Genomic DNA, 25,275 nt, shown 5'->3' with positions numbered 1-25,275 from the left:
AGCGAGCCTGCTCGCGATAGCGATGTATCAGCCGACTCAATGTTGACTGTCACGACGCTATCGCGAGCAGGCTCGCTCCCACATTTTTTATCTGCGTTTGTCGGGTTGTGCATAGCAAGCTAACTATTTGTTTGACATTTGCTGCCTAGGCAGTAACATCTCGACATACATTCACTGCCTAGGCAGTAAAAGGTGGTCAGATGAAACATTTCACCCCGGACGATTTCCACAATTGCCACCTCGGCATGCTGCTCGGTCGTGCCGCGCTGCTCAAAGACCGAATCATCGATACCCACATGGAACCCGTCGGCATCACCGCCGCGCAGTTCAAGGTGTTGATCATCATGGCCCAGCACGGCATCGACACGCCGGTCGAGCTGTGTCGGTACCTGTCCCTGGACAGCGGCTCAATGACGCGAATGGTCGATCGTCTGGAGCAGAAAGGTTTTCTGATCCGCCAGCGCTCGGCGGATGACCGGCGGCAGGTGCGACTGGTGCTGACCGAAGCCGGCCAGGCCCTGGCCGATCGCCTGCCTGTTATCGGCGCCGATGCCATGAACCAGTTGGCGGGCGCCATCAGCCGCGAGGAGTTGCAAATCCTCGAACAAATCCTCAAGAAAATTCTGCTTGCCGCCGGTGATCCCATCACCGTGTTGCGGTTGGGGGACAAATGAGTCGTAAAACCTTGCGTACCCGCATCAGCCTGGTGTTGCTGGCCATGAGCCTGGCCGGTTGTGCCAGTTACAGCGGCCTGAATACCGAAGGCGTCCGCCTTGAGGCTCAAAATCTCAAGGCCGGGCAGTCTCTCAACGGCGTCATGCTGTCACCCGCGTCCTGGCCGAAAAGCGATTGGTGGAAAAGCCTCGGCGATCCACAACTCGACGGTCTGATCCACGAAGCGTTGCGCGACAGCCCGGACATGCAGATCGCCAGCGCCCGGGTGCATCAGGCCAGTGCCGCTGCCTACGCCGCCAATGCGGCGCGCATGCCGACCCTGGACGCCAGCGCCAGTGTCAGCCGTTCGCGGCTGGCCCGTGACCAGGACCCGCAAGGGCAGGGCGGGGCGTACAGCACCCTGCGTTCGCTGGGCGTGGATTTCAATTACAACTTCGATCTCTGGGGCGGCCAGCGTGCGGCCTGGGAAGCGGCCCTGGGCCAGGCCCGCGCCGCCGAGATCGACCGGCAGGCCGCACGCCTGACGCTCGCCGCTGACGTGGCGAGGGCCTACAGCGATCTGGGGCAGGCCCATATCATTTATGACCTGGCCTCCGAGGACCTCAAGCGCACCCGGCAAATGCTCGATCTGGGCAAGCGCCGCCTCAGCGCCGGGATCGACAGCGAATATCAGTTCCAGCAGACAGAAAGCCTGGAAGCCAGCGCCGATGCGAGCCGGATCGACGCAGAAAAACGCCTGCAAAGCGCAAAAATCGCCTTGGCGGTGCTGTTGGGCAAGGGGCCGGACCGCGGCAATGAAATTGCTCGCCCTCACGTGCTGCAAGCCAGCGCCGTTGCCCTGCCGTCGAACCTGCCAGCCGAATTGCTGGGCCGTCGTCCGGATCTGGTCGCCGGTCGTTGGCGAGTCGAGGCTGCGGGCAAGGACATTGAAGCCGGCAAGACTCAGTTCTACCCCAACCTCAACCTGAGCGCGGCGGCGGGGGTGCAGTCGTTGTTGGGAGACGCGATGTTCGGTTCGGCCAGCCGCTTTTTCAACGTGGCGCCGACGGTGTCGCTGCCGATCTTCGACGGTGGGCGACTGCGGGCGGACCTGGATGCCAGAGATGCCGATTACGACATGGCGGTGGCGCAGTACAACAAGAGCCTGGTCAAGGCCCTTGGAGATGTCAGCGACACCATCAACCAGTTGCGCGACATCGCACGGCAGATCGCCGCGCAGCAACACGCTACCGATATCGCACAGAACTCTTACGACACCGTGGTCCAGCGCTATGGCTCCGGCATCGGAAATTACCTGGACGTGCTGAGCATCGAGCAGCAATTGCTCCAGGCGCAGCGCCAACTGGCGAACCTGAATGCCGAGCAGATCGACCTGTCGATCCAACTGATGCAGGCCCTGGGCGGTGGCTTCGAGGCCGACACCCTGGCTTCGGCCACGCCAGCCTCCACCACGCCGCACAACTGATTCGAGGTACTTGTCATGGCTACTGCCGAAACTACCCAACCCTCTGAAACTGCCCAGGACAGCAGCAACCCGCGCAAGCGCAAGCTGATGCTGCTGGGACTGGCACTGATTGTCGTCCTGGGTGGCCTGGGCGTCTGGGCCTGGCACGAACTGTATGGCCGCTGGAGTGAGAGCACCGACGATGCCTATGTGAACGGCAACGTGGTGGAAATCACGCCGCAGGTCACCGGCACCGTGGTGAGCATCGGTGCCGACGACGGTGACCTGGTGCGCGAAGGCCAGGTGCTGGTGCAGTTCGACCCGAACGACGCCGAGGTCGGGCTGCAAAGTGCCCAGGCCAACCTGGCCCGTACCGTGCGCCAGGTGCGTGGCTTGTACAGCAACGTCGATGGCATGCGCGCCCAGGTCAAAGCCCAGGAGGCCGAGGTCCAGAAGGCCCAGGAGAACTACAACCGACGCAAGAACCTGGCGGCCGGTGGGGCGATTTCCCGGGAGGAACTGTCCCACGCCCGTGACGATTTGACCTCGGCGCAGAATGCGTTGGCCAACGCCAGACAGCAACTCAAGACCTCCAGTGCCTTGGTGGATGACACCGTGGTGGCTTCCCATCCAGACGTGCAATCGGCCGCCGCGCAATTGCGTCAGGCCTACCTGACCAACGCCCGCAGCACCTTGATCGCGCCGGTCACCGGATACGTCGCCAAGCGCACGGTGCAGTTGGGCCAGCGGGTGCAGCCGGGCACGGCGCTGATGGCGGTGATTCCGCTGGATCAGTTATGGATTGACGCCAACTTCAAGGAAACCCAGCTGCGGGACATGCGCATCGGCCAGCCGGTGGACATCGAAACCGACCTCTATGGCAGCGACGTGAAGTACAGCGGCACCGTCGACAGTCTCGGTGCGGGCACCGGCAGCGCGTTCGCGTTGTTGCCAGCGCAGAACGCCACCGGCAACTGGATCAAGATCGTGCAGCGGGTGCCGGTGCGTATTCATATCAACGCCCAGGAATTGGCCAAGCATCCGCTGCGGGTCGGCCTGTCGACCCAGGTCGATGTCAACCTGCGCGACCAGAGTGGTCCGGTGCTGGCCCAGCAACCACCGAAACAAGCCTCTTTCAGCACCCAGGTCTATGACCGGCAACTGGTCGACGCCGACGCGATGATCACCCGGTTGATTCACGAAAACAGTGCCGCTGCCAGCAAGACCGCGCAGCGCTGAGGTAGCCATGCCTGGCGACTTGGGTAATGACCTGAACCTGTGGGAGCGAGCCTGCTCGCGATAGCGGTGGATCAGCCAGGGTTGATGGCGACTGACAAACCGCCATCGCGAGCAGGCTCGCTCCCACAGTTTTGTCCCCCATTTCAACCGGGACTTTTGCGCGACTTTGTCATGTCCGTTTCGCTTCATAGGATTTCGCAATGAGCAATAACGCGTCCTTCACGCCGCCCAGCCTGTTGCTCAGCACCATCGGGCTGTCGTTGGCGACGTTCATGCAAGTGCTCGACACCACCATTGCCAACGTCGCTTTGCCGACCATTTCCGGCAACCTGGGTGTCAGTTCGGAGCAGGGCACCTGGGTGATCACCTCGTTCGCGGTGAGCAATGCCATCGCGCTGCCGCTGACCGGCTGGCTCAGCCGTCGGTTTGGCGAGGTGAAGCTGTTTTTGTGGGCAACCCTGCTGTTCGTGCTCGCCTCGTTTCTGTGCGGTATCTCGACTTCGATGCCGGAGCTGATTGGCTTTCGTGTCCTTCAGGGGCTGGTGGCCGGGCCGTTGTACCCGATGACCCAGACCTTGCTGATTGCCGTGTATCCGCCGGCCAGGCGCGGCATGGCCCTGGCGTTGCTGGCGATGGTCACGGTGGTGGCGCCGATTGCCGGGCCGATCCTCGGCGGCTGGATCACTGACAGCTACAGCTGGCCGTGGATCTTCTTCATCAACGTGCCCATCGGGATCTTCGCCGTGATGGTGGTGCGCCAGCAACTGAAGGCGCGGCCGGTGGTCACCAGCCACCAGCCAATGGATTACGTGGGGTTGATCACGCTGATCATCGGTGTCGGTGCGCTGCAGGTGATCCTCGACAAAGGCAACGACCTGGATTGGTTCGAGTCGAACTTCATCATTATCGGTGCGCTGATCTCGGTCATTGCCCTGGCCGTGTTTGTGATCTGGGAAATGACCGACCGCCATCCGGTGGTCAATCTGCGGCTGTTCGCCTACCGCAACTTTCGCATCGGCACCATTGTGCTGGTGGGGGGCTACGCCGGGTTCTTCGGCATCAACCTGATCCTGCCGCAGTGGTTGCAGACCCAGATGGGCTACACCGCCACCTGGGCCGGGCTGGCGGTGGCGCCCATTGGCATCCTGCCGGTATTGATGTCGCCCTTCGTTGGCAAATACGCCCACAAGTTCGACCTGCGCCTGCTGGCCGGGCTGGCGTTTCTGGCCATCGGCCTGAGCTGCTTCATGCGCGCCGGGTTCACCAACGAAGTGGATTTCCAGCACATCGCTTTGGTGCAGTTGTTCATGGGGATCGGCGTGGCGCTGTTCTTCATGCCGACCTTGAGCATCCTGATGTCGGACCTGCCGCCACAACAGATCGCGGATGGTGCCGGACTGGCGACGTTCCTGCGCACCCTGGGCGGCAGCTTCGCCGCATCGCTGACCACCTGGATCTGGATACGCCGGGCCGACCAGCACCATGCCTACCTGAGTGAAAGCATCAGCACCTATGAGCCGGCCACCCGCGAGGCGCTTAACCATCTCGGTGGCGCGAGCACACCGGCTTATGCCCAGCTCGACCAGATCCTCAACAGCCAGGCGTACATGCTCTCCACCGTGGATTACTTCACGCTGCTGGGTTGGGCGTTCATGGGCTTGATCGTGTTGGTGTGGCTGGCGAAACCGCCGTTTGCGGCGAAGGCGGGGCCTGCGTCGGCGGGGCATTGATTCAGAAGTGAAATGCAATCCAATGTGGGAGCGAGCCTGTGGGAGCAAAGCTTGCTCGCGATGAACGATGACAGGGTCTTGCAGTGGAACCGTGTCGCCTGCATCGCGAGCAAGCTTTGCTCCCACAAGGGATATCTGCGTTCTTCAGTTGCTTGGCAACGCCAACTGCGCATTGCCAAAACCAAACGGCGCCAAGGCAAACCCCTGTTCATCCACCTGCAACGCCCAGCCTTGCTTGTCCCAATCCCCCAGCACAATGCGCCGGGCAGCGTGTTCGCCCAGTTGCAGCTTATGGATAGCGGGGCGGTGGGTGTGGCCGTGGATCAAGGTCTTCACGCCGTATTCCTGCATGATCCGCGGGATCTCTTCGGGCGTGATGTCGACGATGTCATTGGCTTTCATTCGCGTCTGCGTGCGGCTTTCGCTGCGCAGTTTGCGCGCCAGTTTCTGGCGACTGCCCAGCGGCAGGTGACGCAGGATGAACAGCGTGACCGGGTTGCGCAGCCAGCGCCGCAACTTCATGTAGCCTTCGTCGCGGGTGCAGAGGCTGTCGCCGTGCATCAGCAGCACCGGTTCGCCGTTGAACTGCACGACACTAGGGTCCTTGAGCAGGGTGCAGCCGGCCGCTTTGCAGAAGGCTTGCCCGAGCATGAAGTCACGATTGCCGTGCATCAGGAAAATGGCCGTGCCGCTGTCGCTCAATTCGCGCAGGGCCTGGCAGATGGAACGCTGGAACGGCGTCATGGCGTCGTCGCCGATCCAGGCTTCAAAAAAGTCGCCCAGGATGTACAACGCTTGCGCCGAGCGGGCGCGTGTGGCGATCAAATCCAGAAACGCCCGGGTAATGTCCGGGCGCTCCTCTTCCAGATGCAAATCTGAAATCAGCAGTATCACTCAATGATCTCGGCTTTCTCGATGATCACGTCTTCTGCTGGCACGTCCTGGTGGCCGGCCTTGGACGTGGTGGAAACGCCTTTGATCTTGTCGACCACGTCGGTGCCTTCAACCACTTTGCCGAACACCGCGTAACCCCAGCCCTGGGTGGTCTTGCTGCTGTGGTTCAGGAAGCTGTTGTCGGCCACGTTGATGAAGAACTGCGCGGAAGCCGAATGCGGTTCCATGGTGCGGGCCATGGCGACGCTGTACTTCTCGTTCGCCAGACCGTTGTCGGCTTCGTTCTGGATGCTTGGGCGCTTGTCTTTCTTTTCTTTCATGCCTGGCTCGAAACCGCCGCCCTGGATCATGAAGTTGCCGATGACACGGTGGAAAACGGTGTTTTCGTAGTGGCCGGCCTTGACGTATTCAACGAAGTTGGCAACGGTGATCGGTGCCTTCTCGGCGTTCAGTTCCAGGACGATGTCGCCGTGGTTGGTGGTCAGTTTGACTTGAGTCATGATCGCTACTCTTTCAAGGAATTCGTGGGTTTCGGGGCTTTGCTGCCCGCAACCGGTCTGGCTGTAATCGGCCAGGCTGGGCAGTTTAGCGCGCCGAGCGGGTTTTTCGAGGCTGTTTTTCATCGGGTCGTCGATTAAATTCAATCGTTTACCGACCTGGCCTGTCAGGTGCTTGACAGCATCGGCTATGATACGGGCTTTGATTTATCAGGCCGCACCCGGCCGCGCACTTGTACGTTCAAGGATCCTATGAGCAAGCCCACTGTCGACCCTACCTCGAATTCCAAGACCGGCCCGGCCGTGCCGGTCAATTTCCTGCGCCCGATCATCCAGGCGGACCTGGATTCGGGTAAGCACACGCAGATCGTCACCCGTTTTCCGCCGGAGCCCAATGGCTACCTGCACATCGGTCACGCCAAGTCGATTTGCGTGAACTTCGGTCTGGCCCAGGAGTTTGGCGGCGTCACGCACTTGCGTTTCGACGACACCAACCCGGCCAAGGAAGACCAGGAGTACATCGACGCGATCGAAAGCGACGTTAAATGGCTGGGTTTTGAATGGGCCGGTGAGGTGCGCTATGCCTCGCAGTATTTCGACCAGTTGCACGACTGGGCGGTGGAGCTGATCAAGGCCGGCAAGGCCTACGTGTGCGACCTGACCCCCGAGCAGGCCAAGGAATACCGTGGCAGCCTGACCGAGCCGGGCAAGAACAGCCCGTTCCGTGATCGCAGCGTCGAGGAGAACCTGGACCTGTTCGCCCGCATGCGCGGCGGCGAGTTCCCGGACGGCGCACGGGTGCTGCGTGCGAAGATCGACATGGCCTCGCCGAACATGAACCTGCGCGACCCGATCATGTACCGCATCCGTCACGCCCATCACCACCAGACTGGCGACAAATGGTGCATCTACCCCAACTATGACTTCACCCACGGCCAGTCGGACGCCATCGAAGGCATCACCCACTCGATCTGCACCCTGGAGTTCGAAAGCCATCGTCCTTTGTACGAGTGGTTCCTGGAGCACCTGCCGGTGCCGGCTCAGCCGCGCCAGTACGAATTCAGCCGCCTGAACCTGAACTACACCATCACCAGCAAGCGCAAGCTCAAGCAACTGGTGGACGAAAAGCACGTCAACGGCTGGGATGACCCGCGCATGTCGACGCTGTCGGGCTTCCGTCGTCGTGGCTACACGCCAAAATCGATCCGCAACTTCTGCGAGATGGTCGGCACCAACCGTTCCGACGGCGTGGTGGACTTCGGCATGCTGGAATTCAGTATCCGCGACGACCTGGACCACAGCGCCCCACGCGCCATGTGCGTGCTGCGTCCGTTGAAAGTGGTGATCACCAACTACCCGCAAGACAAAGTCGAGAACCTCGAACTGCCTTGCCACCCGAAAGAAGACATGGGCGTGCGCGTCCTGCCGTTCGCCCGGGAAATCTACATCGACCGTGAAGACTTCATGGAAGAGCCGCCAAAAGGCTATAAGCGCCTGGAGCCTGCCGGTGAAGTGCGCCTGCGCGGCAGCTACGTGATCCGCGCCGACGAAGCGATCAAGGACGCCGACGGCAACATCGTCGAACTGCATTGCTCGTACGATCCCGAGACCCTGGGCAAGAACCCGGAAGGTCGCAAGGTCAAGGGCGTGATCCACTGGGTGCCGGCCGCTGCCAGCGTCGAGTGCGAAGTGCGCTTGTACGATCGCCTGTTCCGTTCGCCGAACCCTGAAAAGGCCGAGGACAGCGCCAGCTTCCTGGACAACATCAACCCTGACTCCCTGCAAGTACTCACTGGTTGTCGTGCCGAGCCTTCGCTGGGCAACGCACAGCCGGAAGACCGTTTCCAGTTCGAGCGCGAAGGTTACTTCTGCGCGGATATCAAGGACTCGAAACCCGGTGCTCCGGTGTTCAACCGTACCGTGACCTTGCGCGATTCCTGGGGTCAGTGATCAAGTCTTAAGGGAAACCCTGTGCTTACGATCTACAACACGCTCACCAAGAGCAAAGAAGTCTTCAAGCCGCTGGACGGTAACAAGGTCCGCATGTACGTCTGCGGGATGACCGTGTACGACTATTGCCACATCGGCCATGGTCGCAGCATGGTTGCGTTCGACCTGGTGACCCGCTGGTTGCGTTTCAGCGGTTATGACCTGACCTACGTGCGCAACATCACCGACATCGAAGACAAGATCATCAACCGTGCCCGGGAAAACGGCGAGCCTTACGATGCGCTGACCGAGCGCATGATCAAGGCCATGCACGAGGACGAGGCGCGCCTCAATATCCTCAAGCCCGACCTGGAGCCCCGTGCCACGGACCACATCCCAGGCATGCTGGCGATGATCCAGACCTTGATCGACAAGGGTTATGCCTACGCACCGGGCAATGGCGACGTGTATTACCGCGTCGCCAAGTTCATGGGCTACGGCAAGCTGTCGCGCAAGAAAATCGAAGACCTGCGCATCGGCGCGCGCATCGAAGTCGACGAGTCGAAACAGGACCCGCTGGACTTCGTGCTGTGGAAAGCCGCCAAGCCGGGTGAGCCGAGCTGGGAGTCGCCGTGGGGCGCCGGGCGTCCGGGGTGGCACATCGAATGCTCGGTGATGTCGACCTGCTGCCTGGGCGAGACCTTCGACATTCATGGCGGCGGCAGCGACCTGGAATTCCCGCACCACGAAAACGAAATCGCCCAGAGCGAAGCGGCCACCGGCAAGACCTACGCCAATGCGTGGATGCATTGCGGCATGATCCGGATCAACGGCGAGAAGATGTCCAAGTCCTTGAACAACTTCTTCACCATCCGCGACGTGCTCGACAAGTACCACCCCGAAGTCGTGCGTTACCTGCTGGTGTCCAGTCACTATCGCAGCGCCATCAACTATTCGGAAGACAACCTCAAGGACGCCAAGGGCGCCCTGGAGCGGTTCTACCATGCGTTGAAGGGCCTGCCGAAGGTCCCGGCCGCCGGTGGCGAAGCCTTCGTCGCGCGCTTCACTGAAGTGATGAACGACGACTTCGGCACGCCGGAAGCCTGCGCGGTGCTGTTCGAGATGGTGCGCGAGATCAATCGTCTGCGGGAGAGTGATCTCAACGCGGCGGCGGGTCTGGCGGCGCGTCTGAAAGAACTGGCCGGCGTCCTGGGTGTGTTGCAGCTCGAGGCGGATGATTTCCTTCAGGCCGGTGCCGAAGGTCGCGTGGACGCCGCCGAGGTCGAAGCGTTGATCCAGGCGCGCCTGACTGCGCGGGCCAACAAGGACTGGGCAGAATCCGACCGCATCCGCGACCAGCTCACCGCCATGGGCGTGGTGCTGGAAGACGGCAAGGGCGGGACGACCTGGCGTTTGGCTGACTGAGTCCTTACGCAATACCCCTGTGGGAGCGAGCCTGCTCGCGATAGCGGTGTATCAGCCAACAACAATGTTGTCTGACACTCCGTCATCGCGAGCAGGCTCGCTCCCACAGTTTTTTGTATGCCTATCCTGGCAATCATCCTGTTATGAGCTAGTACTGTCAGGTCGATTCGACATCCTCTGACAGGAATCTTCCATGTTGGCTCATTGGTCTCTTGCGGCAATTCATCTTCTGGCTTTCGCCCTGGGGTTCTGGGCGGTACTTACCCGTGGCACGGCGTTGCGACGTCTGGCGGGCGGTACGGACGCGGTTCGAAATGTCTTGATGGCGGACAACCTATGGGGGCTATCGGCGGTGGTCCTGCTGGTGACCGGCGGGATGCGTGCTTTTGGTGGGTTTGAAAAAGGCACGGACTATTACCTGCACCAACCGCTGTTTCACCTGAAGATGACGTTGTTCGTGCTGATCCTGTTGCTTGAAATCGCGCCGATGATCGCGCTGATCAAATGGCGGATGGCACTGGGCAAAGGGCGTGCGATCGATCCTTCGAAAGCCGGCCGGTTTGCGCGGATCAGTCACATTGAAGCTTTGTTACTGGTGCTGATGGTGGTCGCTGCCACAGGAATGGCTCGCGGCGTGGGGCTGGGTTGAGCCGTCACGAATACCTGCTTCATCGCCATTAAAACGAAACGTCTGACAGCCATGCTATGAGCCATGTCATTAGTATCGGTTTGACGGGATGAACGAAAAAATCAAAGGCGAGATGGAGCGGGGATGATGAGGGACAGTCGGCATGAATCTTTAGCCAGCCTTGCGACGATGCAGAAGGGCTGGCTACGGACTGCTGCAGGGCTCAGGGCGTTTGCGGCTTGTCAGGGGCGGTAAGGCCCGCCTGAATGCGCTGATAAATCTCTTCGCGATGCACCGCAACGTTTTTCGGAGCGTTGATGCCGATACGGACTTGTTGGCCGCTAACGCCCAGAATGGTGATCGTGATGTCGTCACCAATGTTTATGCTTTCACCGACTTTGCGGGTGAGTATCAGCATGGTGTTCTCCTTGATTGCTTTATAGGGCACCTGATTCAGGCAGTGCAGATGTCGGTACTGCTTATAGATTAGTGCCAAGTGTCACAATGTGGGTGCCTCTTTCTGACGCGCAGACGCAGCATTAATTCCCAGGGTGCGACTATACAGAGACGCCGTGCAGGTTTCTCGTGTTTTGAGCGCTGTTTACGGCGTTATTGACGGGCTTGAGTGTTAAAATCCCCGCTCCATGTCTTCCGGGGTAAAACGTTGTGCGCAAATTGGCTTGGGTAATCGCGGTATTGGCGCTGGCAGGATGCGGTGAAGGGCGTGACGTCGACACACCGAAGCCAAAGGTGGCGGCAACCACTGCACCGAGCGCCGCCGCTGCGCCGCAATGGGGCGTCGAGGTCCGGGGCGAAATCCCGCAAGCGGTCAGCGACCTGACCGCCTGGCTCATCGAGCACAGTTTTGTATCGAGTGTGGTGAAAGACAATGGCAAGGACCGGGTTCTGGTCGGGCCTTTCAATTCAAAGGCTGAAGCCGAGGCGAAGCAGGAGCAATTGAACGCCGCCCTGGTTCGAGCGAAAAAGCGCAACATCGAGTCGCTGGTGGTGGATTACCCAAGCGCTCAATAAACCCCGCAGAGCAGAACAGTCAGGTAAGCCACAACACCTGTGGGAGCGAGCCTGCTCGCGATAGCAGTGGCTCAGCCAACGTTGACGTTGACGGGCATGCCCCTATCGCGAGCAAACAAGCTCCCACGGTTGATTGGCGCTGTTTACCCATGCGAGATCAACCGCAGGCCTTCAAATTCACCGGGCCCACGAACTCGTTGCCACGCCCCATCACGCACGCCACGCTCTGGTTGCGCTGGCGCTCCCAGCTCTGTACCGGGTATGTCTTGTCCCAGGCTTCATACAGGCGCCGGTCCTGTTTCGAAAGGCGCAGGCCGTATTGTTTGCTCATGTAGAAATACGTCCGGGCGATCATTCCACGAATGGAAGGGCGGGGCATGACTTTCTTGGCCTTGAAATCCACCTGGGTCAGGCATGAGCCGTACTGGCCCGTCTGCGCCGGCAGCCAGCCAAAGCTGAAGTTGCTGCGGTCGCCGTTCACTTCCCCGATGCTGGGCACCAGGTTATGAAGATCGGCCTCGGCCCGTTGATAGACCGGGTCGTGGCGGGTGCAATTCTTCCGCCCGCCTTGTTGCCAGCATTGACGCTGATGCCCGATCTGCCACGCCGGGACGATATGCTCCCACTCGATACGCGCGGCGCGATTGGCGTTTTTGCGCGGCACATAACCGCAGGCTGCCAGGTTCACGCGATTGCCTGAGTATTTGCAGCCACAGTAGAACTCGGTGGATTGGGGGGCATAGAGTTTCCAGGCGACTTTCTTGGCCTCGCTGAACGTGCGGGGCGCATCGGCCTGCGCGCCCATGGCGACAATCGCAAGCAATAAAGCAAAACAACGAACACTCATCAGGCTCAATCTTCCTTCGGCACAACCCAGAACACCTGCACACCGCCATCGTCGCGATAGGCGAGGGTCACATTGTCGTTCTCGTCGATTTCTTCCAGCAGGCGCTCCCACTCATCCACCGGCTCCTCGGGAAGCCGGAAGATCAGGGCCGCCTTGGCTTTTTGTGCGGTGGGGGAGTTGATGATTTTCGAGACCCGCAGGCCGAGGCGGGTATAGGAATCTAAGGGGGTAGTTGCAGCGGACGGCGTTGCCACAGGATTATCCTTATTGAGCTGTACGTGCGTACAGTATTTAACCGTAGGCATTTACGCAACTGCTTAAAATTCAAGAAAATCCTCTGACAACGCTTTTTCCGTTTTGGTGTAGGAAAAATTAAGCTAAAGAAGCCGCTCAAGCAGTCGATGGCCTTCGTAGGAATCTTATCCATGGAGTTTTGTTATGTCGTTTTCCGTCGGCTTTCCAAATGCAGCTGCCGTCACCATCGGCGGCCAGTCCCCGGCCACGCTCAAGGCCTTGAGCCAAGCGAGCGCCGAGGCAGCCGATGAGACCCTTGGCCAGACGCAGGCGCCAGGCCAGGTTCGTACGAGCATGAGCCCTGCGTCCGAAGGCAAGACCGAAAAGAGCGGGAGCACCCAGAGCATTGCCGTGCAGGTGTTGCTCAAACGCATGCAAGAGCTGCAACAGCAGCTCAGAGAACAGCAACAGCAGTTGTCTGCTGCGCAGAAGCAGGTCTATCCGACACCCGAAGCCAAAACCACTGCGGTCATGGCGATACAAGGCCAAATTGCCGACACCAGCGGTGCATTGCTGGAAGTCACTGGCCATCTGATCACAGAGCTGGCCAAGGGCTCCGGTTCGGGTGCGCTGGTCAACACGACCGTCTGATCCCCAGCCTTGCGGTGAAATCCGCACGTTGACAAAACCCGGAAGCTTTACCATAGTTCCCTTCACGCAAACGTTTGCGCAGCCTTCGTTGATGCTTGGCGACGGCCTGTGGAACGACTTCCCGTGCAACGATTTTGCTCAAAATAATCATAAAATCGGAGTGAACCCATGAAGTTGCCATTCGCTGGACGCCTTCTCGCCGTCGCCATGCTCGCGGCCGCATCCGCTGCGCTGCCTTTCTCTTCGGCATTTGCCCAGACCCCGGAAAAACCCAAGGTTGCCCTGGTCATGAAATCCCTGGCCAACGAGTTCTTCCTGACCATGGAAGATGGCGCCAAGGCCTATCAGAAGGAACACTCCGCCGATTTCGACCTGATCTCCAATGGGATCAAGGATGAAACCGACACCGCCAACCAGATCCGCATTGTCGAGCAGATGATCGTGTCCAAGGTCGATGCCCTCATCATCGCACCAGCCGACTCCAAGGCCATGGTGCCGGTGATCAAGAAAGCCGTCGACGCCGGCATCACCGTGATCAACATCGATAACCAGCTCGATCCGGACGTGGTCAAAAGCAAAAACATCACTGTGCCGTTCGTAGGCCCGGACAACCGCAAGGGCGCGCGCCTGGTGGGTGAGTACCTGGCCAAGCAGCTCAAGGCTGGTGATGAGGTCGGTATCATTGAAGGCGTGTCCACCACCACCAATGCCCAGGCACGCACCGCCGGCTTCAAGGATGCAATGGAAGCGGCGCAGATCAAGGTCGTTTCCCTGCAATCGGGCGACTGGGAAATCAACAAGGGCAATCAGGTTGCCGCCTCGATGCTCAGCGAATACCCGAACATCAAGGCACTGCTGGCCGGTAACGACAGCATGGCGGTCGGCGCGGTATCGGCCATTCGCGCTGCCGGCAAGGCGGGCAAGGTAAAAGTGGTCGGTTATGACAACATCAACGCCATCAAGCCTATGCTCAAGGACGGTCGCGTCCTGGCGACTGCCGACCAGTTCGCCGCCAAACAGGCTGTTTTCGGCATCGAGACGGCCCTGAAGATCCTCAAGGGCGAAGCCGTCGACAGCGGCACTAACGGCGTTATCGAAACTCCGGTCGAGCTGGTGACCCAGTAGTTATCCTGGCGACACAACGACGCTCGCCCTTGCCGGCGAGCGTATTGGAGAGTTTTTTATGTCCGTTCGCGACCCGAACGCTGTCCTTTCGGTCAGCGGCATCGGCAAGACCTATGCCCAACCGGTACTGAGCGACATCGACCTGACGTTGATGCGCGGCGAAGTGCTGGCGCTGACCGGCGAAAATGGCGCCGGCAAGAGCACCCTGTCCAAGATCATCGGCGGGCTGGTGACGCCGACCACCGGGCAGATGCAATTCCAGGGGCAGGATTATCGCCCTGGCAGTCGTACCCAGGCTGAAGAGCTGGGCGTGCGCATGGTGATGCAGGAGCTCAACCTGCTGCCGACACTTTCCGTGGCCGAAAACCTGTTCCTCCACAACCTGCCCAGTCGTGGCGGCTGGATCAGTCGCAAGCAACTGCGCAAAGCGGCGGTCGAGGCCATGGCCCAGGTGGGGCTCGATGCGATCGACCCTGACACACTGGTCAGTGAGTTGGGCATCGGTCACCAACAGATGGTCGAAATCGCCCGCAACCTGATCGGCGATTGCCATGTGCTGATTCTCGACGAGCCGACTGCGATGCTGACCGCTCGTGAGGTGGAGATGCTCTTCGAGCAGATCACGCGTCTGCAGGCGCGGGGCGTGTCGATCATTTATATTTCCCATCGCCTCGAAGAACTGGCTCGGGTGGCCCAGCGCATTGCGGTACTGCGCGACGGCAACCTGGTCTGCGTCGAGCCGATGGCCAACTACAACAGCGAGCAGTTGGTGACGCTGATGGTCGGGCGGGAGCTGGGCGAGCACATCGACCTGGGCCCGCGCCAGATCGGCGCGCCGGCGTTGACCGTCAACGGCTTGAGCCGTTCGGACAAGGTCCGCGATGTGTCCTTCGAGGTGCGCAGCGGCGAGATATTCGGTATTTCCGGGTTGATCGGGGCAGGGCGCACCGAGCTGCTGCGGTTGATCTTCGGCGCCGATGCGGCCGACAGCGGCACGGTGGCGCTGGGTTCGCCGGCCAATGTCGTCAGCATTCGCTCGCCGTCCGATGCGGTGGCCCACGGCATCGCGCTGATCACCGAGGACCGCAAGGGCGAAGGCCTGCTACTGACTCAATCCATCGCCGCCAACATTGCCCTGGGCAACATGCCGGAAATCTCCAGCGGCGGCTTCGTCAATGGCAGCGAAGAGTTCGCGTTGGCGCAGCGACAGATCGACGCCATGCGAATCCGCAGCTCCAGTCCGACACAGTTGGTGTCCGAACTGTCGGGCGGCAATCAACAGAAGGTGGTGATCGGTCGCTGGCTGGAACGCGATTGCTCGGTATTGCTGTTCGACGAGCCGACCCGAGGCATCGACGTCGGCGCCAAATTCGACATCTATGCGCTGCTCGGTGAGCTGACGCGCCAGGGCAAGGCGTTGATTGTGGTGTCCAGCGACCTGCGGGAATTGATGCTGATCTGTGACCGGATCGGCGTGCTGTCCGCCGGCCGCCTGATTGACACCTTCGAGCGCGACAGCTGGACCCAGGATGACTTGCTTGCCGCCGCATTCGCCGGCTACCAGAAACGTGATGCGTTGCTCAACGAAGCAGCGCCTAGGGACTTCTCATGAAAACCGTATCGGCCGTCGGCAAACCGAGTGGCAACTTCTATGGCCTGGGCACCTACCTGGGACTGGCCGGGGCCTTGTTGGCGATGATCGCGTTGTTCTCGGTCCTGAGCAGCCATTTTCTTTCGTATGACACCTTCAGCACCCTGGCCAACCAGATTCCAGACCTCATGGTGCTGGCGGTCGGCATGACCTTCATCCTGATCATCGGCGGTATCGATCTATCGGTGGGGTCGGTGCTGGCCCTGGCCGCATCGACGGTGAGCGTGGCGGTGTTGGGCTGGGGCTGGAGCGTCGGGCCGGCGGCGTTGTTGGGAATGGCCGTGGCGGCCCTGGCCGGCACCGTTACCGGTTCGATTACCGTGGCGTGGCGGATCCCATCGTTCATCGTTTCCCTCGGCGTGCTGGAAATGGCCCGAGGCCTGGCGTACCAGATGACCGGCTCGCGGACGGCCTACATCGGGGATTCCTTCGCTTGGCTATCCAATCCAATCGCCTTCGGTATTTCGCCGTCATTCATCATTGCCTTGCTGGTGATCTTCATCGCCCAGGCTGTGCTGACCCGCACCGTGTTTGGCCGTTATCTGATCGGTATCGGCACCAATGAAGAAGCCGTGCGATTGGCGGGTATCAATCCAAAACCATACAAGATCCTGGTGTTCAGCCTGATGGGGTTGCTGGCCGGTCTGGCCGCGCTGTTCCAGATTTCCCGTCTGGAAGCGGCCGACCCGAACGCTGGTTCGGGGCTCGAGCTGCAGGTCATCGCTGCTGTGGTCATCGGCGGCACGAGCCTGATGGGCGGGCGCGGTTCGGTCATCAGCACCTTCTTTGGCGTGCTGATCATCTCCGTGCTGGCCGCGGGCCTGGCGCAGATTGGCGCCACCGAACCGACCAAGCGCATCATTACCGGCGCGGTGATTGTGGTTGCGGTGGTGCTCGATACTTACCGCAGTCAGCGCGCCAGTCGGCGGGCCTGAACCATGGCGACGATCAAGGATGTGGCGGCGCTCGCGGGAATTTCCTACACGACCGTCTCCCACGTAGTGAACAAGACGCGACCGGTCAGCGAAGAGGTGCGGCGCAAGGTCGAGGCCGCCATCGAGCAGCTCGACTACGTGCCCAGCGCGGTGGCCCGCTCGCTCAAGGCCAAGACCACTGCAACCATTGGCTTGCTGGTGCCCAACAGCCTCAATCCCTACTTTGCCGAACTGGCCCGGGGGATCGAGGATTACTGTGAGCGCAACGGCTACTGCGTGATCCTGTGCAACTCCGACGACAACCCGGACAAGCAGCGCAGTTATCTGCGGGTGCTGCTGGAAAAACGCATCGACGGTCTGATCGTCGCTTCCGCCGGCGGCGATGCCGGTCTCGCCCAGGGGCTGACCAGCGTGCGTACGCCCATGGTCATCGTCGACCGTGGGCTCGACGGTGTCGACGCGGACCTGGTGCGCATCGATCATGAGCACGGCGCCTACCTCGCCACCCGGCACCTGCTGGAGCTTGGCCACCGTGATATCGCCTTTATCGGTGGCCCGGCGGACACCAGCGTGGCGCAGATGCGTCTGGCCGGTTACTGCCGCGCCCTGAAAGAAGCCGGGGTCGAGCTGCCCGTCGAACGCATGCTCGAAAGCGATTTCACCAGCACCGGTGGTTATCAGGCGGCGGCCAGGCTGCTCGAACAACGGCCGCCCAGTGCGATTTTTGCGGCCAACGACATGATCGGAATCGGTGTGCTGCGCGCCGCCGCCGAGCGCAACGTGCGCGTGCCCAGTGAACTGTCGGTCATTGGTTTCGATGACATTCAGATGAGCCGTTATGTCTATCCGGCGCTGACCACGGTGGGGCAGTCGATCCTGCAGCTCGGTGAGATGGCCGCTGAAGTGCTGTTGCGGCGGATCGCAACGCCGGGGCTGGCCACCGATCAGCGCATCGTGACACCCAGCATTGTCTTGCGAGAGTCGACTGCACCGCTGTCAGGTACATTCGCCCAATACCGCTGAACCGAATTGATGAGTGAAGACGTATGCCAGCAAAAGTAGTGGTAGTAGGCAGCCTGAACATGGACCTGGTGACCCGTGCACCCCGTCTTCCCAGGGGCGGTGAAACGCTGATTGGTGAATCGTTCTGCACCATCCCGGGCGGGAAGGGCGCCAATCAGGCCGTGGCCGCGGCGCGCCTGGGGGCGAAGGTGTCCATGGTCGGTTGCGTGGGCAGTGATGCCTATGGCCAGCAATTGCGCGGGGCGCTGCTGGCCGAGGGCATCGATTGCCAGTCGGTCAGTGTCGTGGCCGGCTCCAGCGGCGTAGCGCTGATCGTTGTCGACGACAACAGCCAGAATGCGATCGTGATCGTCGCCGGGGCCAACGGCGTGCTTACCCCTGATGTCCTGGACCAGTTCGATGAGGTGCTGCGCAGCGCCGACGTCATTATCTGCCAGCTTGAGGTGCCGGACGCGACCGTCGGGCATGCACTCAAGCGCGGCCGGGAACTGGGCAAGACCGTCATCCTGAACCCGGCGCCGGCCTCCCGGCCCTTGCCGGCCGACTGGTACGCCTGTATCGACTATCTGATTCCCAATGAGAGCGAAGCCGCCGTGCTGAGCGGGCTGGCGGTGGACTCTCTGGAAACCGCCGAAGCGGCCGCGACGCAATTGCTCGCCGCTGGTGCCGGCAAGGTGATCGTGACCCTGGGCGCCCAGGGTCTGATGTTCGCCAACGGCGCGAGTTTCCAGCACTTCCCGGCGCCGTTGGTCAAGGCGGTTGACACCACGGCGGCCGGAGACACCTTTGTCGGCGGCTTCGCCGCAGCCTTGGCTGACGGCAAAAGCGAGGTCGAGGCGATTCGTTTTGGTCAGGTCGCTGCCGCGTTGTCGGTCACCCGTGCGGGGGCACAGCCCTCCATTCCCACCTTGCTGGAAGTACAGGCTTTCAAATCATGAAAAAGACGCCGTTGTTGAATATCGCGCTGTCGCGACTGATCGCTTCCCTTGGCCACGGCGACAAGGTGGTCATCGGTGATGCGGGTTTGCCGGTGCCCCCACAGGTCGAGTTGATCGACCTGGCCCTGACCCACGGCATCCCGGATTTTGTCAGCACCCTGAAAGTGCTGCTCAGCGAAATGCAGGTGGAAAGCCACGTACTCGCTGAAGAGATTTTCGATAAACAACCTGCGGCCCTGGCGACACTGGAGGCACTGCATGCCGATGGCGCGCTGGGGGCGCGGGAGCTGGTCAGCCATGAACAATTCAAGGCGGTCAGCAGGCAAGCTCGGGCGATTATTCGCACGGGAGAATGCTCCCCGTATTGCAACATCGTGTTGATTGCCGGAGTAACGTTCTAACCTTCTCAACCCTGCACAAGGAATGCGCCATGCACCGCTATGCTCAGAAAATGCGTCAACTGTTCCGGAGTCTGCTGCTTTTGTCACTGATCACTGCTACGAGCGCCCAGGCGGCGGAAAAAATCGACCTGATCATCGACACTGATCCGGGGGCCGACGATGTGGTTGCCCTGTTGTTTGCCCTGGCTTCCCCCGAAGAGCTGAATATCCGCGCGTTGACCACCGTCGCTGGCAACGTGCGTCTGGACAAGACATCGCGCAACGCTCGCCTGGCCCGGGAATGGGCGGGGCGCGAAGACGTGCCGGTGTATGCCGGTGCGCCGAAGCCGATGATGCGCACGCCTATCTACGCGGAAAACATCCATGGCAAGGAAGGCCTGTCAGGTGTCGAGGTGTATGAGCCGAAGAAGGGGCTGGCCAAGGGCAACGCCGTCAACTACCTGATCGATACCCTCAAGGCTGCCAAGCCCCATAGCATCACCATTGCCATGCTTGGCCCGCAGACCAACCTGGCCCTGGCATTGATACAGGAGCCCGAAATTGTCCAGGGCATCAAGGAAGTGGTGATCATGGGCGGTGCGCACTTCAATGGCGGCAACATCACTCCGGTGGCCGAGTTCAACCTGTACGCTGATCCACAGGCCGCAGAAGTGGTGCTCAAGAGCGGTGTGAAGCTCACTTACCTGCCGCTGGATGTGACCCACAAGATCCTCACCAGCGAAGCACGCCTGAAGCAGATCGCTGCCGTGAACAACAAGGCCAGCAAGATCGTCGGCGACATTCTCAACGAATACGTCAAAGGTGATATGGAGCACTACGGCATGACGGGTGGGCCGGTGCACGACGCCACGGTGGTTGCCTACCTGCTCAAGCCAGAGTTGTTTACCGGGCGTTCAGTCAACGTCGTGGTGGACAGCCGTGAAGGGCCGACTTTCGGACAGACCATCGTTGACTGGTACGACGGCCTGAAGGCACCCAAAAATGCCTACTGGGTGCAGGATGGCGACGCTCAGGGCTTTTTTGACCTGCTGACCGAGCGCCTGGCGCGTCTGAAGTAATCGGTCTTGTCGAACACCCGCAGGTCAGGGCTTGCGGGTGTGTTTCAATCCACCGCTTCAATGCTGCTGGGGTATCGTTCGAACGCTTGCTGGATAAAGTTCAGGGCCGCCTTCGTTCCCAGCTCCTTGACCAACAGTTCTATACCGATGATTGCCAGTTCTTCGGGGCTGCCAGGGCTATAGGAGCTGTGGCCCTCCGACCATTTGGCATTGATGGTGGCTTCGATGCTGACGGTGCTCATGGTCGGGCTCGCGAGTTGGGAGGTCTGTAGGGTGAGTTAACCATTTTTGCCTGGGGTTTTGCACTGCGACTTAGGCATCAGGGAAGGGCTGTGCGACACTTGCTTTTTGACTTTCTGAAGAGGCCCCCGCCGTGCAGATCGATTTGAACGCTCCTGACGGGTTGACCCTCGACGCGGTTCGTCAGTTGCTGGCTTCGGCCAGTGATGACGAGCACACCCAACTGCGCGTGACCAAGGCGGGTATCGCCTATTTGTCTTCGGGCGTGGTGGGCGGTGTGGACATCGACGGGCTATCGTTTCGGCTGGAAACGTGGGCAAAAGGTTCAGGCTACGTCGGGCGGGTCGCCGCCAGCGACGAGGTCTGGGTCATGCAGATCTACAATGCGTTGAAAGACAACTGGCCGAATCCGCCCTTTGACTACATCGACGTTTACTGAGCACGATTCATATTCAGTCACGATTCACCCCTGAAGCGGGATGTCGGCTCAGGCAAACTGCCTGTTTTCCTGATGAGGGCACCATGATAGCCCTTGGGTTGAAACCAAGCTTCGTTTGGGCTGTCGCACGCTCTCTGTTTAATCATCAACAAAAGGAGGCTTCATGCCTTGGAAGCTCGCGTCATTGGGTACTTTGCTGGCCGTCGCGCTCTTGAGCGGTTGCAGCAGCACCTCTGAATCGACCCCTGATCCGGTAGCAACAGAAACAGGCTACAGCCGCTGCGAAGCAACAGCTGCCGAGTTCGCCATCGGCAAGAAGGCCTCGCCGCAACTGCTGGAACAAGCCCGCACCCGCGCCGGTGCGCAATATGCGCGGATCCTCAAGCCCAACGATATGATGACGCTTGAGTACCGCTCGGATCGCCTGAATCTCAACACTGACGCCAATCTGATCATCAATCGGGTGAACTGCGGCTGATTGATTTTTCAATCGCCCATAAAAAACCCCGTCACATGGACGGGGTTTTTTGTGCTCGCCGAGTAATTACTCTGGGCGAACCTGTGCAGCTTGCATACCCTTTTGGCCTTTCTCAGCCACGAAGGAAACGGTCTGGCCTTCTTTCAGGCTTTTGAAACCGTCGCTTTCGATAGCTTTGAAGTGTACGAACAGGTCGTCACCGCCACCTGTAGGAGTGATGAAGCCGAAGCCTTTTTCATCGTTGAACCATTTAACGGTGCCGGTTTGGCGATTAGACATGGTGTATCTCCAAGAAACATATATTTTCAGTGTACTGTGCTGCTCAGGCCAACTGGGCACACCGGGGTATCATAGTCGAAATGTTCGATTTGGGAGCCCCCCGCACGCGCTGTTTGCCAATCAGTCGTGTTTTCTTTACTGCCTGATCCGGCTGAAAGGCCCGGTTTTAAAGGCTTTCAGCCGAACGTAAAGACGATAAAAAAAGCTGTAAAACCTGAATAAATCGGTCAAAAAGGCCCGAAATCAGCGTTTTTTATCGATGCACGGCTCCGTGCAAAGACCTGTTTTCTTACTTTTTGGCCTTGTTATCGGCCTTGCATTTTGCAATCTGCCCCAGTGCTTTTTGCTGCAGCTGCGGTGTCGCCTTATTGTCCATCAAGGCTTGAATGTCGGCTGCCGGGTAGGACTTGATCGCATCGGCGCCACAGGCGCAATGGGATTTGGCCGCTGCCGCGCCGATCTGTGGCGTGGCCGCCTCGGTGCATTGGGCCATATATTTTTCACGCTCCCCCTTGGGCCATTCGGCGTGGGCGGTCAGCGGGAGCAGCAGGGCGAGGGGGGCGACTACTGCAAATAATGTGTTCAGACGCATGCGAAGATGCTCCTTTCGGGTCGATGTCTTGTTATCTGAGGCGTAGCGGGCGGTACAGTTCAGCACTCTGGCATAAAAACCGAGGATTTACGTCCGCTTCAATCCGGGCGCGGCGATGACCGTTCATCTGTGCTAGCATGCCGGGCTCGGGTATTTTCAGGCTCCGGAGGACAACAGGTCCCGGCTGCGGCAAATGTTCGATTAACCCTGATTTGAATCCCAGTCACTCTGGTTCGGTTTTCCCGGTTGGCCGCAAGGCTCCTGCCGCTGTAAGGCAGGCGTTCGTCATTGAATGGCCTGGACTGGATCTTGTACTGGCTCATCCCAACCCACGTGACCTTTGGTAGGGGTCACCACTAGGAGAGGAGGCGCCATGCCAACTATTACTCTTCCCGACGGCAGTCAACGTTCATTCGATCACCCGGTTTCCGTAGCCGAGGTTGCAGCATCCATCGGCGCGGGCCTGGCCAAGGCCACCCTGGCTGGCAAGGTCAACGGCAAACTGGTCGATGCCAGCGATGTCATCGACAGCGACGCCACGCTGCAAATCATCACGCCAAAGGATGAAGAGGGGCTGGAGATCATTCGCCACTCTTGCGCGCATCTGGTGGGCCACGCGGTCAAGCAGCTGTACCCGAGCGCGAAGATGGTCATCGGGCCTGTCATCGACGAAGGCTTCTATTACGACATCGCCTTTGAGCGTCCTTTCACGCCGGAAGACATGGAGGCCATCGAACAGCGCATGCAGCAGCTGATCGAGAAAGATTACGACGTCATCAAGAAAGTGACCCCGCGTGCCGAAGTCATCGAAGTGTTCAAGGCGCGTGGCGAGGATTACAAGCTGCGTCTGGTGGAAGACATGCCGGACGAGCAGGCCATGGGCCTGTACTACCACGAAGAATACGTCGACATGTGCCGTGGCCCGCATGTGCCGAACACCCGCTTCCTGAAGTCTTTCAAGCTGACCAAGCTGTCCGGCGCCTATTGGCGTGGCGATGCGAAGAACGAGCAGTTGCAGCGCGTCTACGGCACTGCCTGGGCCGACAAGAAGCAACTGGCGGCTTACATCCAGCGTATCGAGGAAGCCGAGAAGCGTGACCATCGCAAGATCGGCAAGCGCCTGGGCCTGTTCCACACCCAGGAAGAATCCCCGGGCATGGTGTTCTGGCATCCGAACGGTTGGACCCTGTACCAGGTGCTCGAGCAGTACATGCGCCAGGTCCAGCGTGAAAACGGCTACCTGGAGATCAAGACGCCGCAAGTGGTTGACCGTAGCCTGTGGGAGAAATCCGGGCACTGGGCCAACTATGCCGACAACATGTTCACTACCCAGTCGGAAAACCGCGACTACGCCATCAAGCCGATGAACTGCCCTTGCCACGTGCAGGTGTTCAACCAGGGCCTGAAAAGCTACCGCGAGCTGCCGATGCGCCTGGCCGAGTTCGGTGCCTGCCACCGTAACGAGCCATCGGGTGCGCTGCACGGCATCATGCGCGTGCGTGCCTTCACCCAGGACGATGCGCATATCTTCTGCACCGAAGAGCAGATGCAGGCCGAATCCGCTGCCTTCATCAAGCTGACCATGGACGTCTACCGGGACTTCGGCTTTACCGAAGTCGAGATGAAGCTGTCCACTCGTCCGGAAAAACGCGTCGGCTCCGATGAGTTGTGGGATCGCGCCGAAGCAGCGCTGGCCGCTGCCCTCGATAGCGCGGGCCTTGCGTACGATCTGCAACCGGGCGAAGGGGCTTTCTACGGGCCGAAGATCGAGTTCTCGCTCAAAGATTGCCTTGGTCGCGTGTGGCAGTGTGGTACCCTGCAGCTCGATTTTAACCTGCCGATCCGTCTGGGCGCCGAATACGTGTCCGAAGACAACAGCCGCAAGCACCCGGTCATGCTTCACCGCGCGATCCTCGGTTCGTTCGAGCGCTTCGTCGGGATTCTGATCGAACACTACGAGGGTGCGTTCCCCGCGTGGTTGGCGCCGACCCAGGCAGTGATCATGAATATCACTGATAAACAGGCAGATTTTGCCGCCGAGGTCGAAAAAACTCTCAACCAAAGCGGATTTCGTGCCAAGTCCGACTTGAGAAATGAAAAGATCGGCTTTAAAATCCGCGAGCATACTTTGCTCAAGGTTCCCTTTCTCTTGGTTATTGGAGATCGGGAGGTCGAGATGCAGACTGTCGCTGTGCGTACTCGTGAAGGTGCTGACCTGGGCTCGATGCCCGTCGCCGAATTCGCTGAGTTCCTCGCGCAAGCGGTTTCCCGGCGTGGTCGCCCAGATTTGGAGTAATTATTATTAAGCGTGAAATGAGACAAGATAAACGAGCTGCACCGAAAGCCCCGATCAACGAGAATATCTCGGCACGCGAGGTTCGGTTAATTGGCGCTGACGGCGAGCAGATTGGCATCGTCTCGATTGATGAAGCGCTTCGTATTGCTGAAGAAGCCAAGCTTGATCTGGTAGAAATTTCCGCAGACGCAGTCCCGCCGGTTTGCCGGGTGATGGACTACGGCAAGTCGATCTTCGAAAAGAAGAAGCAGATTGCCGCGGCGAAGAAAAACCAGAAGCAGATTCAGGTAAAAGAAATCAAGTTTCGTCCAGGGACGGAGGAAGGGGATTACCAGGTAAAACTGCGCAACCTGGTACGTTTCCTGAGTGACGGGGACAGGGCCAAGGTATCCTTGCGATTCCGCGGCCGTGAGATGGCCCACCAGGAGCTGGGGATGGAACTCCTCAAGCGGGTTGAACAAGACCTGCTCGAGTACGGTTCGGTCGAACAGCATCCTAAGATGGAAGGACGCCAGCTGATCATGGTCATCGCCCCGAAAAAGAAGAAGTAATCAACAGGGCACGGCAGGCCTTGCGATTATGTTTATCAACTGAA

28 protein-coding genes are annotated in these 25,275 nt (G+C 59.8%); 20 read left to right on the top strand and 8 right to left on the bottom strand.

Features of this window, described 5'->3' with window-relative positions:
• The first annotated feature begins 200 nt into the window (after positions 1-200).
• The 4 genes from CRX69_RS22405 (at position 201) to CRX69_RS22385 (ending at position 5,088) form a co-directional block, all read left to right on the top strand.
• The gene (locus tag CRX69_RS22405) at positions 201-674 is read left to right on the top strand and encodes a MarR family winged helix-turn-helix transcriptional regulator (protein ID WP_047229308.1); all 474 of its coding nucleotides are present in this window, start codon (positions 201-203) and stop codon (positions 672-674) included.
• A complete protein-coding gene (locus CRX69_RS22400) occupies positions 671-2,140 on the top strand; it encodes an efflux transporter outer membrane subunit (RefSeq protein ID WP_107322888.1) in 1,470 nt (489 codons plus the stop codon). Before CRX69_RS22405 ends, CRX69_RS22400 begins: the two co-directional genes overlap by 4 nt.
• Positions 2,141-2,155: 15 nt before the next feature.
• Positions 2,156-3,358, top strand: a complete 1,203-nt coding sequence (locus CRX69_RS22395; protein WP_107322887.1) for an HlyD/EmrA/EmrK family protein — start codon at positions 2,156-2,158, stop codon at positions 3,356-3,358.
• A gap of 200 nt (positions 3,359-3,558) precedes the next feature.
• A complete protein-coding gene (locus CRX69_RS22385) occupies positions 3,559-5,088 on the top strand; it encodes a DHA2 family efflux MFS transporter permease subunit (RefSeq protein ID WP_107322885.1) in 1,530 nt (509 codons plus the stop codon).
• A 144-nt stretch (positions 5,089-5,232) separates the two neighbouring features.
• Here CRX69_RS22385 and CRX69_RS22375 read toward each other — a convergent pair whose 3' ends face one another.
• Together CRX69_RS22375 and CRX69_RS22370 are read right to left on the bottom strand one after the other, a co-directional pair.
• Complete coding sequence (locus tag CRX69_RS22375; RefSeq protein ID WP_107322883.1) at positions 5,233-5,982, bottom strand: UDP-2,3-diacylglucosamine diphosphatase; 750 nt, start codon at positions 5,980-5,982, stop codon at positions 5,233-5,235.
• Positions 5,979-6,482, bottom strand: coding sequence for a peptidylprolyl isomerase (locus CRX69_RS22370; protein ID WP_047229369.1), 504 nt, complete (start codon positions 6,480-6,482; stop codon positions 5,979-5,981). Before CRX69_RS22370 ends, CRX69_RS22375 begins: the two co-directional genes overlap by 4 nt.
• 249 nt (positions 6,483-6,731) lie before the next feature.
• On the opposite strand from CRX69_RS22370, the gene CRX69_RS22365 reads away from it, so the two are divergent.
• The 3 genes from CRX69_RS22365 (at position 6,732) to CRX69_RS22355 (ending at position 10,482) form a co-directional block, all read left to right on the top strand.
• Complete coding sequence (locus CRX69_RS22365) at positions 6,732-8,429, top strand: glutamine--tRNA ligase/YqeY domain fusion protein (RefSeq protein WP_076385540.1); 1,698 nt, start codon at positions 6,732-6,734, stop codon at positions 8,427-8,429.
• A 21-nt stretch (positions 8,430-8,450) separates the two neighbouring features.
• The gene (cysS, locus tag CRX69_RS22360) at positions 8,451-9,833 is read left to right on the top strand and encodes a cysteine--tRNA ligase (RefSeq protein WP_047229314.1); all 1,383 of its coding nucleotides are present in this window, start codon (positions 8,451-8,453) and stop codon (positions 9,831-9,833) included.
• Positions 9,834-10,026: 193 nt separating this feature from the next.
• Positions 10,027-10,482, top strand: coding sequence for a DUF2214 family protein (locus CRX69_RS22355; protein WP_076385538.1), 456 nt, complete (start codon positions 10,027-10,029; stop codon positions 10,480-10,482).
• Positions 10,483-10,684: 202 nt separating this feature from the next.
• Here CRX69_RS22355 and csrA read toward each other — a convergent pair whose 3' ends face one another.
• Positions 10,685-10,879, bottom strand: coding sequence for a carbon storage regulator CsrA (gene csrA / locus CRX69_RS22350; RefSeq protein WP_003179932.1), 195 nt, complete (start codon positions 10,877-10,879; stop codon positions 10,685-10,687).
• A gap of 248 nt (positions 10,880-11,127) precedes the next feature.
• Between csrA and CRX69_RS22345 the strand changes: the two genes are divergently transcribed.
• The gene (locus tag CRX69_RS22345) at positions 11,128-11,493 is read left to right on the top strand and encodes an SPOR domain-containing protein (protein WP_047229316.1); all 366 of its coding nucleotides are present in this window, start codon (positions 11,128-11,130) and stop codon (positions 11,491-11,493) included.
• A gap of 157 nt (positions 11,494-11,650) precedes the next feature.
• Here CRX69_RS22345 and CRX69_RS22340 read toward each other — a convergent pair whose 3' ends face one another.
• Together CRX69_RS22340 and CRX69_RS22335 are read right to left on the bottom strand one after the other, a co-directional pair.
• Positions 11,651-12,340 carry an endonuclease gene (locus CRX69_RS22340; RefSeq protein ID WP_047229317.1) on the bottom strand — a complete coding sequence of 230 codons (690 nt, stop codon included), beginning with the start codon at positions 12,338-12,340 and terminating at the stop codon, positions 11,651-11,653.
• Between the two features lie 5 nt (positions 12,341-12,345).
• Positions 12,346-12,645: a DUF1654 domain-containing protein gene (locus CRX69_RS22335; protein ID WP_076385536.1), complete on the bottom strand. Its 300-nt coding sequence runs from the start codon at positions 12,643-12,645 to the stop codon at positions 12,346-12,348.
• Between the two features lie 133 nt (positions 12,646-12,778).
• On the opposite strand from CRX69_RS22335, the gene CRX69_RS22330 reads away from it, so the two are divergent.
• The 8 genes from CRX69_RS22330 to CRX69_RS22295 all read left to right on the top strand — a co-directional run bounded on the left by CRX69_RS22330 (position 12,779) and on the right by CRX69_RS22295 (position 20,356).
• Positions 12,779-13,225 carry a hypothetical protein gene (locus CRX69_RS22330; protein ID WP_107322882.1) on the top strand — a complete coding sequence of 149 codons (447 nt, stop codon included), beginning with the start codon at positions 12,779-12,781 and terminating at the stop codon, positions 13,223-13,225.
• 168 nt (positions 13,226-13,393) lie between these two features.
• Positions 13,394-14,350, top strand: coding sequence for a sugar ABC transporter substrate-binding protein (locus tag CRX69_RS22325; RefSeq protein WP_047229320.1), 957 nt, complete (start codon positions 13,394-13,396; stop codon positions 14,348-14,350).
• A 58-nt stretch (positions 14,351-14,408) separates the two neighbouring features.
• Positions 14,409-15,962: a sugar ABC transporter ATP-binding protein gene (locus tag CRX69_RS22320; protein WP_107322881.1), complete on the top strand. Its 1,554-nt coding sequence runs from the start codon at positions 14,409-14,411 to the stop codon at positions 15,960-15,962.
• The gene (locus CRX69_RS22315; protein ID WP_076385532.1) at positions 15,959-16,936 is read left to right on the top strand and encodes an ABC transporter permease; all 978 of its coding nucleotides are present in this window, start codon (positions 15,959-15,961) and stop codon (positions 16,934-16,936) included. Before CRX69_RS22320 ends, CRX69_RS22315 begins: the two co-directional genes overlap by 4 nt.
• Before the next feature lie 3 nt (positions 16,937-16,939).
• Positions 16,940-17,959: a LacI family DNA-binding transcriptional regulator gene (locus tag CRX69_RS22310; protein ID WP_076385530.1), complete on the top strand. Its 1,020-nt coding sequence runs from the start codon at positions 16,940-16,942 to the stop codon at positions 17,957-17,959.
• 23 nt (positions 17,960-17,982) lie between these two features.
• Positions 17,983-18,897: a ribokinase gene (gene rbsK, locus CRX69_RS22305; protein ID WP_107322880.1), complete on the top strand. Its 915-nt coding sequence runs from the start codon at positions 17,983-17,985 to the stop codon at positions 18,895-18,897.
• Positions 18,894-19,298, top strand: coding sequence for a D-ribose pyranase (rbsD, locus tag CRX69_RS22300; RefSeq protein WP_092399306.1), 405 nt, complete (start codon positions 18,894-18,896; stop codon positions 19,296-19,298). Before rbsK ends, rbsD begins: the two co-directional genes overlap by 4 nt.
• Positions 19,299-19,327: 29 nt before the next feature.
• On the top strand, positions 19,328-20,356 hold the full coding sequence (locus CRX69_RS22295; protein WP_047229326.1) for a nucleoside hydrolase: 1,029 nt from the start codon (positions 19,328-19,330) through the stop codon (positions 20,354-20,356).
• A gap of 44 nt (positions 20,357-20,400) precedes the next feature.
• Here the strand turns inward: CRX69_RS22295 and CRX69_RS22290 are convergent, their stop codons facing one another.
• Positions 20,401-20,598: a hypothetical protein gene (locus CRX69_RS22290; RefSeq protein WP_047229327.1), complete on the bottom strand. Its 198-nt coding sequence runs from the start codon at positions 20,596-20,598 to the stop codon at positions 20,401-20,403.
• Positions 20,599-20,729: 131 nt separating this feature from the next.
• Here CRX69_RS22290 and CRX69_RS22285 point away from each other — a divergent pair, with 131 nt between their 5' ends.
• Together CRX69_RS22285 and CRX69_RS22280 are read left to right on the top strand one after the other, a co-directional pair.
• Complete coding sequence (locus CRX69_RS22285) at positions 20,730-21,035, top strand: hypothetical protein (protein ID WP_107322879.1); 306 nt, start codon at positions 20,730-20,732, stop codon at positions 21,033-21,035.
• Positions 21,036-21,198: 163 nt separating this feature from the next.
• Positions 21,199-21,513 carry an I78 family peptidase inhibitor gene (locus CRX69_RS22280; protein WP_107322878.1) on the top strand — a complete coding sequence of 105 codons (315 nt, stop codon included), beginning with the start codon at positions 21,199-21,201 and terminating at the stop codon, positions 21,511-21,513.
• Between the two features lie 66 nt (positions 21,514-21,579).
• Here the strand turns inward: CRX69_RS22280 and CRX69_RS22275 are convergent, their stop codons facing one another.
• Positions 21,580-21,792 (bottom strand): cold-shock protein, encoded by a 213-nt coding sequence (locus CRX69_RS22275; protein WP_047229330.1) that lies wholly within the window; start codon positions 21,790-21,792, stop codon positions 21,580-21,582.
• 289 nt (positions 21,793-22,081) lie between these two features.
• Entirely contained in the window at positions 22,082-22,384 is a 303-nt protein-coding gene (locus CRX69_RS22270; protein WP_047229331.1) for a hypothetical protein, read from the bottom strand.
• Between the two features lie 373 nt (positions 22,385-22,757).
• On the opposite strand from CRX69_RS22270, the gene thrS reads away from it, so the two are divergent.
• Together thrS and infC are read left to right on the top strand one after the other, a co-directional pair.
• Positions 22,758-24,680 (top strand): threonine--tRNA ligase, encoded by a 1,923-nt coding sequence (gene thrS / locus CRX69_RS22265; protein ID WP_107322877.1) that lies wholly within the window; start codon positions 22,758-22,760, stop codon positions 24,678-24,680.
• Positions 24,680-25,231 (top strand): translation initiation factor IF-3, encoded by a 552-nt coding sequence (gene infC, locus CRX69_RS22260; protein ID WP_169432615.1) that lies wholly within the window; start codon positions 24,680-24,682, stop codon positions 25,229-25,231. The genes thrS and infC overlap by 1 nt, the downstream gene beginning before the upstream one ends.
• Positions 25,232-25,275: the final 44 nt, after the last annotated feature.

It is taken from the genome of Pseudomonas rhizophila (assembly GCF_003033885.1).
Lineage (GTDB): Bacteria > Pseudomonadota > Gammaproteobacteria > Pseudomonadales > Pseudomonadaceae > Aquipseudomonas > Aquipseudomonas rhizophila.
The sequence above is the reverse complement of the archived record's forward strand: the minus strand, read 5'-3'. Positions and strand labels throughout refer to the sequence as shown.